This window comes from Nocardia sp. alder85J (assembly GCF_020176955.2).
GTDB lineage: Bacteria > Actinomycetota > Actinomycetes > Mycobacteriales > Mycobacteriaceae > Nocardia.
In genome coordinates, this window is record NZ_JAIUCZ020000002.1 from 575,694 (window position 1) to 588,089 (window position 12,396).

General features: G+C 70.9%; 12 protein-coding genes. 6 read left to right on the forward strand and 6 right to left on the reverse strand.

The window, feature by feature from the left end; translation table 11 throughout:
- The first annotated feature begins 1 nt into the window (after position 1).
- The 6 genes from LBW94_RS08825 to LBW94_RS08850 all read left to right on the forward strand — a co-directional run bounded on the left by LBW94_RS08825 (position 2) and on the right by LBW94_RS08850 (position 7,310).
- On the forward strand, positions 2 to 217 hold the full coding sequence (locus tag LBW94_RS08825; RefSeq protein WP_225055529.1) for a V-type ATP synthase subunit F: 216 nt from the start codon (positions 2 to 4) through the stop codon (positions 215 to 217).
- Positions 214 to 741: a hypothetical protein gene (locus LBW94_RS08830; RefSeq protein ID WP_266270325.1), complete on the forward strand. Its 528-nt coding sequence runs from the start codon at positions 214 to 216 to the stop codon at positions 739 to 741. The genes LBW94_RS08825 and LBW94_RS08830 overlap by 4 nt, the downstream gene beginning before the upstream one ends.
- Positions 738 to 2,483: a V-type ATP synthase subunit A gene (locus LBW94_RS08835; protein WP_225055533.1), complete on the forward strand. Its 1,746-nt coding sequence runs from the start codon at positions 738 to 740 to the stop codon at positions 2,481 to 2,483. The genes LBW94_RS08830 and LBW94_RS08835 overlap by 4 nt, the downstream gene beginning before the upstream one ends.
- A complete protein-coding gene (locus LBW94_RS08840) occupies positions 2,480 to 3,862 on the forward strand; it encodes a V-type ATP synthase subunit B (protein ID WP_225055535.1) in 1,383 nt (460 codons plus the stop codon). The genes LBW94_RS08835 and LBW94_RS08840 overlap by 4 nt, the downstream gene beginning before the upstream one ends.
- A complete protein-coding gene (locus tag LBW94_RS08845; protein WP_225055537.1) occupies positions 3,859 to 4,476 on the forward strand; it encodes a V-type ATP synthase subunit D in 618 nt (205 codons plus the stop codon). The genes LBW94_RS08840 and LBW94_RS08845 overlap by 4 nt, the downstream gene beginning before the upstream one ends.
- 77 nt (positions 4,477 to 4,553) lie before the next feature.
- Positions 4,554 to 7,310, forward strand: a complete 2,757-nt coding sequence (locus tag LBW94_RS08850; RefSeq protein WP_225055538.1) for a cation-translocating P-type ATPase — start codon at positions 4,554 to 4,556, stop codon at positions 7,308 to 7,310.
- Positions 7,311 to 7,349: 39 nt separating this feature from the next.
- Here LBW94_RS08850 and LBW94_RS08855 read toward each other — a convergent pair whose 3' ends face one another.
- From LBW94_RS08855 to LBW94_RS08880, 6 genes are read right to left on the reverse strand one after another with little or no spacing between them, the layout of a single operon-like run.
- Positions 7,350 to 7,823, reverse strand: a complete 474-nt coding sequence (locus tag LBW94_RS08855) for a hydrogenase maturation protease (protein WP_225055540.1) — start codon at positions 7,821 to 7,823, stop codon at positions 7,350 to 7,352.
- The gene (locus LBW94_RS08860; RefSeq protein ID WP_225055542.1) at positions 7,820 to 9,112 is read right to left on the reverse strand and encodes a Ni/Fe hydrogenase subunit alpha; all 1,293 of its coding nucleotides are present in this window, start codon (positions 9,110 to 9,112) and stop codon (positions 7,820 to 7,822) included. The genes LBW94_RS08855 and LBW94_RS08860 overlap by 4 nt, the downstream gene beginning before the upstream one ends.
- Positions 9,096 to 9,872: an oxidoreductase gene (locus LBW94_RS08865; RefSeq protein ID WP_225055543.1), complete on the reverse strand. Its 777-nt coding sequence runs from the start codon at positions 9,870 to 9,872 to the stop codon at positions 9,096 to 9,098. Before LBW94_RS08865 ends, LBW94_RS08860 begins: the two co-directional genes overlap by 17 nt.
- A complete protein-coding gene (locus LBW94_RS08870; RefSeq protein ID WP_225055545.1) occupies positions 9,872 to 10,723 on the reverse strand; it encodes an FAD/NAD(P)-binding protein in 852 nt (283 codons plus the stop codon). Before LBW94_RS08870 ends, LBW94_RS08865 begins: the two co-directional genes overlap by 1 nt.
- The gene (locus LBW94_RS08875) at positions 10,720 to 11,241 is read right to left on the reverse strand and encodes a Crp/Fnr family transcriptional regulator (protein WP_225055546.1); all 522 of its coding nucleotides are present in this window, start codon (positions 11,239 to 11,241) and stop codon (positions 10,720 to 10,722) included. Before LBW94_RS08875 ends, LBW94_RS08870 begins: the two co-directional genes overlap by 4 nt.
- Positions 11,228 to 12,349, reverse strand: coding sequence for a 4Fe-4S dicluster domain-containing protein (locus LBW94_RS08880; protein ID WP_225055548.1), 1,122 nt, complete (start codon positions 12,347 to 12,349; stop codon positions 11,228 to 11,230). The genes LBW94_RS08875 and LBW94_RS08880 overlap by 14 nt, the downstream gene beginning before the upstream one ends.
- Positions 12,350 to 12,396 lie beyond the last annotated feature (47 nt).

Sequence of the window (12,396 nt, forward strand, 5' to 3'; positions counted from 1 at the left end):
TATGGGCGGCATCACGGTGATCGGCGAACCCGAGCGGGTGAGCGGCTACGGTCTGGCCGGTGTCACCGTCCGCGGCGCCTCGGATCCGGATGCGGTCCGGCGGGCGTGGTCGGAGCTGGATCCGGGCACCGCGCTGGTGATCCTGACCCCGGCCGCCGCCGCGCAACTGAGCGCCGAGACCGCCACCGCCACACTGCTGACCGTGGTGATGCCGTGATGGACGGTGACCACCGGACCGACACCGATGCGGCATTGTCCGACCTCCGGGCCCATCTGGCGGCCGCCGCCGCCGCGGCGGCCGGGGATATCGAGCGAACGGCCGAGGCCGACGTGCGCGCGGAACTCGAACGAGCCGAGGCCGACGCGGCGGCGACCACCGCGCGCGCCGCCGAACTCGGCCGCCGCCGCGGCACTGCCGCGGTGGCCGCCGCAGCACATCGCGCGGCGTCGCGGCGACGAGGGGAGATCCTGGCCGCCCGCCGCGAGGCCGACGAGCGGTTCCGTTCGGCCGCCACCGCCGCGGTGCTGCACATGGCCGACGAACCCGGTTATCCGGCGATCCTGGACGGGTTGCGCGCCACCGCGATCGCGCTGCTGGGCCCGGACACGGTTGTCACGGAGGATCCCGCCGGTGGCCTGATCGCCCACACCGGCGGACGGCTGCTCGATCTGCGGCTGGCGACCATCGCCGTGCGCGCGATCGACCGGGTGGCGACCGAACCCGGTGAGGAGCAGCCATGACCGCACAGATCCGCCGGGTGTCCGGCCCGCTGGTCGAAATCGACGCCTTCCCCGGCGTGGCGATGAACGACCTGGTGACGCTGGGCGAGGTGGAGATCACGGCCGAGGTGGTCGGGATCACGGACGGCCGGGTGACATTACAGGCCTACGAATACACCGGCGGGCTGGGCCCGGGTACCGCGGTGACACCGTTGCGGCGACCGTTGTCGGCGCGGCTCGCACCGGATCTGCTCGGCGGCGTCTTCGACGGCCTGCTGCGGCCACTGACCACCGCACCGGTCTGGCTGACCCCGGGCCCGGAGGTGCGAGACCTACAGCAGCGCTGGCACTTCCGGCCACTGCACGCCGTCGGTGCCACGGTGGACGCGGGCGCCGTGCTGGGCTCGGTGCAGGGCGGCGGGCCGCTGGAATACCGAGTACTGGTCCCGCCCTCGGTGCGTGGCCGGGTGGATCGGATCGCCGCCGAGGGCGAATACACAGCGGACGAGCCGGTGGCGACGATCGCCGGTACACCGGTGACGATCGCGCAGTACTGGCCGGTGCGCACCGCCCGGCCGATCCGCCGCCGCCGGCCCTCGACGGTGCCGTTGCGCACCGGCCAGCGCGCGGTGGATCTGCTGTTCCCGGTCGCCAAAGGCGCGACGGTGGCCGTCCCGGGCGGATTCGGCACCGGCAAGACGATGCTGCTGCAACAGCTGGCCAAGTGGTGCGACGCCGACGTGATCGTCTACATCGGCTGCGGCGAACGTGGCAACGAGATGGCGGAGGTGGTCGCCGAACTGTTCTCCCTCACCGATCCCCGCACCGGTGGGCGGCTGGCCGACCGCACGGTGGTCGTCGCCAACACCTCGAACATGCCCATGATGGCACGCGAGGCAGGCATCTACACCGGTGTCACGGTCGCGGAGTACTTCCGCGACATGGGATATCACACGGTGGTGATCGCCGACTCGACCTCACGCTGGGCGGAGGCGTTGCGCGAGTTCGCCTCTCGTGTCGGGGCGCTGCCCGCCGAGGAAGGATATCCGGCGGATCTGGCTTCGGCGCTGGCGGCATTCTACGAGCGCGCGGGGATGGTGGAGACCCTCGCGGGTACCGCCGGGTCGGTGACGATCGTCGGCGCGGTATCGCCGCCGGGCGGCGACCTCTCCGAACCGGTGACCGTCCACACCGAACGGTTCGTGCGCTGCCGTTGGACGCTGGATCGCGAATTGGCCTACGCCCGGCACTATCCCGCGGTGTCCTGGTCGGCGTCGTTCTCCCACGACGCGGACATCCTGAGCACCTCCGCGGCCGATTCCGATCGGGCCGTCCGGCGCGGCCGGGTGCTCGGCCTGCTCGCGGAAGCCGACCGGCTCACCGCGCTCACCGAACTGGTCGGAGTGAACTCGCTGCCCGCCGATCAACGGGTGACCCTGCTGGCCGGGCGCCTGCTGCGAGACGGCGTCCTCGCACAGAATGCGCTGTCGCCCAATGATTCCTATTGCTCCGAAGCGAAGACCGACGCGGTCGCGGATGCGGCCCTCGCGGTGATCGACCGCTGCCGCGCACTGGTCCGATCCGCCGTCGCACCCGAACAACTGGAGGCGGTGGACTTCGGCCCGCTGATCCGCGCGCCCGAGGCCGCCGACCCGGAGGACATCACGAGTGTGAACATGATTCGAGACCACACGCTGGGCCGGCTGGACGATCTCGCACGTCCGCACGACCCGGTGCCGCCCGCGCCGCAGGTCGCCTCGTGAACCCACGGGATTGGCTGCGATACGACGGAATTCGGGAAGTACGAGGCCCGCTGCTGGTGGTCACCGGCGTATCCGGGGTCGGCTGGGACGAATTCGTCCACATCGAGTGCGCGGACGGCCGCCGCGACGGCGTGGTCCTGGAAGTCTCCGGGGACCTGGCGGTGGTGGAGGTGCTGGAGGGCACCGCGGGCATCGATCCCGCCCGGACCGTCGTCGAATTCACCGGCACACCCTTCGAGATCCCGGTCGGCGACGAGTGGCTCGGACGCGTGTGCAACGGTCGCGGCGCACCGCTGGACGGCGGCCCGCCGGTGGCCGGGCGGCGGCGGCCGGTCTCGGGCGCACCGTTGAATCCCACGCACCGGGAGCCGCCGGCGGATCCGGTGCTGACCGGGGTGTCGGCAATAGATGCCCTGACCACGCTGGTGCGGGGGCAGAAACTGCCGGTCTTCTCGCTGCCCGGATTGCCGCACCTGGAGCTCGCGGGCCAGATCGCCGCGCAGGCCCAGGTGGCCGGGCAGCCGTTCTGCGTGGTGGTCGCCGCGCTCGGTCTCACCCACGCCGAGGCCGACCGGCTCCGCGACACACTCGAAGAACGCAGCGCCGCGGGCGAATTGGCATTGCTGCTGAATCTGGCCGACGATCCGGTCGTCGAGCGGCTGCTGACCCCCCGGGCCGCGCTGACCATCGCCGAGGAGCTCGCCTTCGGCGCCGTGGACGGCCGGCATGTGCTGGTGGTGCTGGCCGATATGACCAACTACGCCGAGGCGCTGCGCGAGGTGTCGTCGGCGCGTGGCGAAATACCCAGTCGCCGGGCCTATCCCGGCTACCTCTACAGCGATCTGGCGTCACTGTACGAACGGTGCGGGCGCCTGCGCGGCCGATCGGGATCGGTGACGGTGCTCCCGGTGCTGACGATGCCGGGCGGGGACATCACCCACCCGGTACCCGATCTGACCGGGTACATCACCGAGGGGCAGATCGTGTTGTCGGCGGACCTGCACGCCCGCGGTGTCTACCCACCGATCGACGCGCTGTCGTCGCTGTCGCGGCTGATGCGGCACGGCGCCGGACCGGAACGAACCCGCGCCGACCATCTCCCGTTGGCGGCGCAACTGCTGGCCGCGCTCGCCCGTGCGCGGCAGGTGCGGGAACTGGCCGAGCTGATCGGCACCGCCGCGCTGACCGACCTCGATCGAGCCCATCTGGACCTGTCGGATGCGTTCACCGCCGAACTGGTCGACCAGGGTGCGGGCGAGCGCCGCGCGCTCGACGACACCCTGGATCGAGCATGGCGGGTCCTCGCCCGGCTGCCTCGCAGCGCGTTGACCATGCTGCCCGGCGACCTGCTGGACGAGCACCTCGGCCGGCCGTCGTGACCGGGCTGCGGGTGCCGCCGGGCCGGGCGGGACGGGTCTGGCTGCGGGAGCGGCTCGGGCTCGCCGAGTCCGCGCTGTCCCTGCTGGAACAGAAGCAGGCGATCCTCGACGAACGACTGACCGGGCTGCGGCTACGCCGCGACCGGACCCGCGCGGACTGGACGTCGGCGGCCGCCGCCGCCGACGTCTGGCAGGCCAGGGCGGCGCTACTCGGCGGGCAGTGGTCGCTGACGTTCGCCGCCACGCAGCCCGCCGAGCTGACCGTCGGCACCGCCACGGTCGCCGGTGCGAGCTATCCCGATACGGCGCTGCTGTCCGTGCCGGAGGACCCGCCCGGCCGGGCAACCGGCGGCACGACCATGGCGGCGGCCCGGGCGGCGGCCGTGGCCGCCGTCACGGCCGCCGCCGGGCACGCGGTCGCCGCCGCCGCGGTGCAGGTGGTGGAACAGGAACTCGCGGCCACCGGGCTGCGGGTCCGGGCGCTGCGCCATCGCCGGATCCCGGCACTGCGGACCGCGCTGGCCGAACTGGACCTGGTCCTGGAGGAACGCGAGCGTGCCGAGCGCATCCTCCCCGGCCGTGCCCGCGCCGGCGGCGTCGGGCAGGAAATGTGACGCCGAGGGCCGAAAGTCCTCGAGATCGGTTCGATCGGTCCTGTCGCAGCACATGCGCGGGCCGCGACCATCGAGAGATGTCCACTCGTCAGGACCATCGGATCCACCCACAGGAACAGCGCTGGGACCCCGAGGAAGCCGCGGACCGGCTGCTGCGCGATCTGCGCAGCGGCCCGCGCGGGCTGTCGGGCACCGAGGCCGGACGGCGGCTGCTGCAATACGGGCCGAACCAGCTGAGCCGGCGCGGCGGCCGGCAGTGGCCGAAGGCCCTGGTGCGGCAGGTCACCCACCCGCTGGCACTGCTGTTGTGGCTCGCCGCCGCGCTGCTGCTGATCGTCGGCTCGAATGTCGTCGCGATCGCGGTGATGCTGATCATCTTCCTGAACGCCGCGTTCGCGTTCATCCAGGAGTTGCAGGCCGAACGGGCGGTCGAGGAACTGGCCAAATTTCTCCCACAGCGGACCACAGTAGAACGTGACGGCGCGGTCACCGAGATCGACGCCGTGGACCTGGTGCCCGGTGACGTCGTCGTGGTCACCGAGGGTGACCGGATCGCTGCCGATATCCGCCTGCTCACCGGGGCGGTCGAGGTCGACATGTCGGCATTGACCGGCGAGTCCGTGCCCATCCTGCGCTCGGCCGCGCTGATGGACGCGCACACGCCGTTGCTCAATGCCCACGACCTGGTGTTCAGCGGCACCACCTGCACCGGGGGAGAAGCGCGCGGCGTGGTGTTCGCCACCGGCATGGCCACCGAGATCGGCCGCATCGCGGCGCTCACCGAACGCGTCCGCCAGGACCCCAGCCCGCTGGAGCGGCAGGTGCGCCGGGTGGCCTGGCTGATCGCCGCCGTCTCGCTGCTGCTGGCGGCGGGATTCATCCCGCTGGCGACTCTGGCCGCCGGACTGGGGGTGATCGACGCGCTGGTCTTCGCGGCGGGCCTGCTGGCCGGGATGGTCCCGGAGGGGTTGCTGCCGGTGATCACCCTCGCGCTGGCGGTGGCGGTGCGGTCGCTGGCCCGCCGTGGAGCGCTGGTCAAACGCCTGTCGGCGGTGGAGACGCTCGGCTCGACCGATGTCATCTGCACCGACAAGACCGGCACCCTCACGCAGAACCGCATGACACCGGTCTGCGCGTGGACCACGGCAGGCCGAGTGGACCTGGACCCGGACCGGCCGCCATCGTCGTCGGACAGTGCGCCGCAACTACGGCAGCTCGGGCAGGTGGCGGCCCTGTGCAACAACGGCCGGCTCGACCGCGACGGCACCACGGCCGGCGAGCCCACCGAGCTCGCTCTGCTGTCCGCGGCCCGCACCCTCGGCGCCGACGTAGCCGTTGCGCCGCGAGAAGCGCACCGGCAGTGGCTTTTCCATTTCGACCCCGTGCTGAAGATGATGTCCACCATCGACCGCGACGAGGACGCGTTGATCGTGCACACCAAAGGGGCGCCGGAGGCGGTACTGCCCCGCTGCAACGAGGTGCTGGATGCGCGCGGTGCGTCCGTGCCACTCACCGCCACCGAACGGGACAGGGCCGACGCGGTCGTGAATTCCCTTGCCGCCGAAGGGCTACGAGTGCTGGCCCTGGCCCGGCGGCGACTACCGGCGGGACCCGCGCCACAGCGCCGCGACGACGCGGAATCGGGACTGTGCCTGGTCGGACTGATCGCCCTCCTGGACCCACCACGCCCCGGCGTCGCCGAGGCCGTCGCCGACTGTCATACCGCAGGTATCCGGATCATCGTCATCACCGGCGACCATCCACTCACGGCCGCGGCCATCGCCGAGCGCATCGGTATCACCGGTCCCCATCCCACGGTGGTCACCGGCGACACGCTGGACCATCTGACCGAGAAGGAACTGGCGGCGCTCATCCGCGACGAACCCGAGGTGATCTTCGCGCGCGCCTCGCCCGAGGCGAAGCTGCACATCGCCGAGGCACTGCACGACAGCGGCCACGTGGTCGCGATGACCGGGGACGGTGTCAACGACGCTCCGGCACTGCACCGCGCCGACATCGGCGTCGCGATGGGTCGTTCCGGCACCGACGTCGCCCGGGAGGCCGCGACCGTGGTGCTCACCGACGACGATTTCGGCTCCATCGTGGCGGCGGTGCAGGCCGGTCGCCGCATCTACGACAACGTGCGGAAGTTCATCGTCTACATCTTCGCCCACGCCACCCCGGAAACCGTAGCCTTCCTTGTCTTCGCGATCGGCGGCGGCCTGATCCCGCTGCCGCTCACCATTCTTCAGCTGCTCGCCTTCGATGTGGGCAGCGAAACCCTTCCCGCGCTGGCACTCTCCCGCGAGCCGGCCGAACCCGGCATCATGTCCAGGCCGCCACGCCCGCGCGACGAGGGCGTCATTCGCGGATGGATGCTGCTGCGCGCGTGGTTGCTGCTCGGCGGAATCGTCACGGCGCTGGCACTGACCGGATTCTTCGTCGTATTGCTGAGCGCCGGATGGCATCCCGGCGATGCCGTGGGGCCGGGAACACCGCTACACGCGGCCTACCGGCAAGCCACCACGATGACGTTCCTCGGCATGATCGTCGGCCAGATCGGCACCGCGTTCGCCGTGCGGGCCCAGCGAACGTCACTGTGGTCGGTCGGCCTGTTCGCCAATCGCTATCTGCTCGCCGGGATCGTCGCCGAACTCGCGCTGGCTGCCGTATTCGTCTACACCCCACCACTGCAAGCGCTGCTGGGCACGGCCGCGCTGCCGTGGCACGACCTCGCGATGCTGGTGCCGTACCCGTTCGTCGTCCTGGGCGCCGACGAGTTGTGCCGGTGGCTGGTTCGCCGCCGGGATCGCCGCCGTGCCGCCCGGCGGTGAGCCGGCCTCCGGCGGACCGGCATACCCGGGGATGATCGATCAGCGGCTGTTCGCGAGCACCCGTTCCACTTCGCGCAACGTCACCCGGATCGCCTCCGGAACAGCCGCCGCCACCGGTTCGGACAGTCCGGCGCCGAGTTCGAGGGTCTGTGCCTCGACGGCGACGACCACGATCTCGCGGGGCAGCCGGCCGAGGACCGCGCCCAGCGGTATCGCGTCGGGAATGCCGAGCGCGTGCGAGCTGGCGGCGGTGGTCACACCGCGCAGCGCGTCCACGGTGGTGAGCCAGATCCGGCCCGGGGTGGCTGGTTCGCAGAGGACGGCGTCCACCACGACGGCGAGATCGGCGCCGGCCCAGGCATCCAGCAGGCCGGTCGGTTCGCCGTCGCACACGGTGGCGAGTACCCCCGGCAGTCGCAGTTTCTCGACGGCCCTGGCCACTGCGGGCCCGATCCCATCGTCGCGGCGGTAGTCGTTGCCGATGCCGGCGACGACCACTCGGGCGCCGGTCACCGCCGCTCCATCCGGAGCTGTAGGAAGTGTGCCGCACAGGAGATGCACGGGTCGTAGTTGCGGATGGTGCGCTCACACAACGCGGTCAGCGCCGCATCGTCCAGGTCGAGATTCGCGGCGACGACACGGCGCAGGTCCTCCTCGATCGCGGCCTGGTTCTGCGAGGTCGGCGGGACGATGGTCGCCGAGCGGACCAGCCCGTCGTCGCCGATCTCGTAGCGGTGGTAGAGCAGACCGCGTGGCGCCTCGCTGACTCCGTGGCCGACGCCGGCCCGGGGCGTCACCGGTACCGCGGCCCGTGGCGGCTTCTCGTACTCGGTGATCAGGCGTAGCGCCTCGTCGATGGCGAACACGACCTCGACGGCACGAACCAGGATGCTGCGGAAGGGATTACGGCACTCGTCGCCCAGTCCGATGGATTCCGCGAGTCGGCGGACCGGCGGCGGTAGCGCCGCCGAGTTCAGGCTGTAGCGGGCCAGCGGGCCGGTGAGGTAGCGGCGGCCGTCGAAGGTGGCGTGCAACGCCGTCGAGTGCGGTACCTGATGCTCGGCCACATGGTCGGGGAATTCCGTTGCGGGAAAGACAGTTCCGGTGCTGACCCGGATGTTCCCCGATTCGATCGCATAGCCGTCGGGGGCGGTGACGGCGAGCAGGTCGTGCTCGAGTTCGAGGTCGGGGAAGTCGAGTTCGCCGACTCGCTGCGCGGTGTCGACGGCGAAACCCTGTGCGTGACGCAGCTGTTCGGCCAGCGGCGCCAGGTCCGCGGGATCGGGTACGGCATGGAATCCGCCGACCCGTACGTTGATCGGGTGAATCGCTCGCCCGCCGAGCAATTCCAGCAGCGCGTTGCCCGACTTCTTCACGGCCAGGCCGTGTTCGACGAGATCACGATGGCCGGTGGCCAGCGCGACGGCATCGGGGCAGCCGAGAAAATCGGGCAGGTGCAGCAGGTGGATGTGCAGTGCGTGGCTGGAGATCCACTCGCCGCAGTACAGCAGCCGACGTAGCCGGGCCAAGGGCGGATCCAGTTCGGCGCCACAGGCCTGTTCGAGTGCGTTGCAGGCGCTGGTCTGATACGCGACGGGACAGATGCCGCAGATCCGGGCGGTGATGTCGGGCGGTTCGGTGAAGGAGCGGCCACGCAGGAATGCCTCGAAGAAGCGCGGCGGCTCGTAGATGTTCAACTCGGCCCGCTCCACGACATCGCCGTCGATCACGATGCGCAGCGCGCCCTCACCCTCGACGCGAGCCAGCGAGCTGACCCGCAACTGCCTACTGCGATGACTCATCGGTGGCCCTTTCGAATTCCGGCGCCGCGGCCGCCACCGTGTGGAACACACGGCCGACCTCGTCGGTGGACATCCCGTTCACGCTCAGGATCGGCAGCAGGGCACGGATATTGGGGGCCTCCATGGGGCCGAAACAGCCGTAGCAGCCGCGCCCGTAGGCCGGGCACAGTGCGCCGCAGCCGGCATGCGTCACCGGGCCCAGGCACGGAATGCCCTGTGCGACAGTCACACACGTGGTGCCGCGACGTTTGCACTCGGTGCACACGCTGGTGTTCGGAAGGTCCGGCTTGCGACCGGCCAGCAGCGCGGACAAGGTCCCCAGCAGCTGGCGACGATCGATGGGGCAGCCACGGAGTTCCAGGTCCACCGGAACATGCGCCGAGATCGGTGTCGAGGTGGCCAGCGTCGAGATGTACTGCGGAGAGGCGTACACCACGGAGGTGAACTCCTCGACATCCGCGAAGTTGCGCAGCGCCTGGATCCCGCCGTGCGTGGCACACGCGCCGATGACCACCAATGTCTTCGACATCGCCCGGATCTCGGCGATGCGGCGCTGTTCGGCTTCGGTGGTCACCGACCCCTCGACCAGCGATACGTCGAACGGACCCGGTTCGTCGATCTCGGTCATCTCGGTGAAGTGCGCGATGCGCACCCGGCCGACCAGCGTGAGCAACTCGTCCTCGCAGTCGAGCAGCGTGAGCTGGCACCCGTCGCACGAGGTGAACTTCCACACCGCGAGGGTCGGCGTCGGCGAGTCCATCACAACTCCCGGATCGACAACAGGGGTTCGGCGGTCGCATAGTCCACGACCGGGCCGTCGCGGCACAGCAGCAACGGCCCCAGCTGGCAATGGCCGCACCGGGCGGCCCCACACTCCATGTGACGTTCCAGCGACACCCGGATGTCGGCGGCGTCGATCCCTTTGCGCAGCAATGTGTGTGCGCAGAAGCGCAGCATCGGTTCCGGGCCGCACACGAAGGCGGTGGTCCGGTCGGGGTCCAGAGGTAGCGCTGCCAACGGTTCGGTGACGAAACCCACCGGGCCGGTCCAGCCCTGTGCGGGCCGATCGACAGTCTGCCGCACCTCGACACGGTGTGCGGCCCACTGTCTCTGGTCGAAGCGGAAGAGGATGTCGCCGGGCGTGCGGGCACCGGTGATCAGAACGACCCGGCGAAACCGTTCGCGGTCGGCCAGCGCCGCCAGCACGACCGGTCGCAGTGGCGCGAGACCGACGCCGCCGGCGACGATCACCAGATCCCGCCCCGCGGCCGACTCCGGATCCCAGCCGGTGCCGAACGGCCCGCGTACCCCGATCAGCCCGCCCACACCGGTGTCGTGCAGGGCACGGCTGACCGCGCCGACGGCCCGGATCGTATGCTCCAGCGGGCCGCCGACGCCGGCGGGTCCGCTGATCGAGATGGCGATCTCGCCGACGCCGTAGGCGTAGAGCATCATGAACTGCCCTACCCGGAATGCCGGGGCAGCCCGGTGAACCGGTTCGAGCAGCAGGCTCACCGTGTCCCGATTGTGCGGCCGGCGCACGACGACGCGGTACGGCAGCATCACGTCGCCCGCGCCGGGTCCCGCCACGATGGACTCTGCCGCGGTCATCGGACGCGGTCGGCGCCGGTGACCGGAACCGCCGGGCGTCCGGTGGCATGCTGCGGCGGATCGGCCGGATTGCTGTAGAGGTCCAGCAGCCTGGCCCGGGTGGCCTGAAGCCGGTCCAGCACGGACATGAACAGCGTGCGAGTCAGCGCGCGCCCGAACACCGGATCGGTGTCGGCGTATCCGGTCAGGGCCGCGGCATCGAATTCGATCGTGTCGACCGGCTCGGTCGTGCAGGCGCCGAAATGCCACCGGTACGGGGGAACCAGCCAGGACCAGCCCAGTAGTTCGCCGGGACCCAGGGTCTGGAGTACGACATTGCCGCGGCCGGGCACCTCGCTGTCGATGCGGACCTGACCGTCGCGGATGAGCCAGCACCGATCCGCCGACCGGCCCTCGGTGATCAGCCGGTGCCCGCCCGGGTAGTACACCTCCCGGCCGAGCTGCGCCAGCACCGCCAGTTCGTCTCTCGTCAGCTCCGTCAGCGCCGGGAATCCCGACAGGTCGTCAACGGTGATCATCGGGCACCCCCGCCGCGAGCCGCGTCATCTCGGCGGTGATGTCGATCCCGGCCGGGCACCAGGCGATGCACCGCCCGCAACCCACGCACCCGGAACTGCCGAACTGGTCGTGCCAGGTCCCGACCTTGTGGCTGAGCCATTGCCGGTACCGGCTCGCCCCGGATTGCCGGACGTTGCCACCGTGCACGTAGGAGTAGTCCAGTTCGAAGCACGACGCCCAGCGTTCCCAGCGTTCGGCGTGGTCACCGGTGAGGTCGGTGACGTCCTCGGTCGTCGTGCAGAAGCAGGTGGGACAGACCATCGTGCAATTGCCGCAGGTCAGGCATCGGGACGCGACCTCCTGCCACTGCGGCGACTCCTGGGAGTCCCGGATGACGGCGCGCAGGTCCGCGTCCGGCATCGCCCGGCCCATCCGTCCCGCCGCGGCATCCACCGCGGCCGCGGCGGCGGCGATCTCGGTGGCCGCGGCCGGGTACGCCGCCAGCTCGCCCAGCAGTTCGGCCCCGGCCGGGCTGCCGGCCACGACCAGGAAACGATGTCCGGCGTCGTCGATCGTCTCGGTGAGCGCGAGGTCGTATCCGGCCGACACACCGGGCCCGGTGCCCATCGACGCACAGAAGCAGACGCCGCCGGGCTCGGTGCAGTTCACCGCGATCACGAACAGCCCTGCGCGGCGCGCGGTATACCCGGTGTCGGGCTGCGCACCGCCGGCCAGCACCCGGGTCAGGATGCCGATCGCCGCCAGGTCGCAGCCACGCACGCCGAGAAACGCGAGCTGCTCCGGACTCTCCTCGACCTCCCGTTCGACCAGATCCGGGCCGATCTCCCGCACCCGGCGATGCGGTGGGTGCAGGAACTGCTTCCACGAACCGGGGCCGGCCGAATGCGCGAACACCGCGGCATCGTCCCGACGCCGCAACCGGTACCGGCCCGGCTCGGTGTCCACGCTCCACCCGGCGGGCAGTTGTGCCGCCGAGGTGAGTTCACCCAGCACGATCGCGGCCTCGCGAACCTGCGGGCCGATCACCCGGTACCCCTGCGCGCGCAGGACGTCCACGAGTCTGTCGAGTCCGTCACGGTCGATCACCATGGTGCCGCCGGGTTCCATCTGGCCTCCCGAGGTTGGTGTGGTGTTCGTTCCCCTCGAGTGTCGCC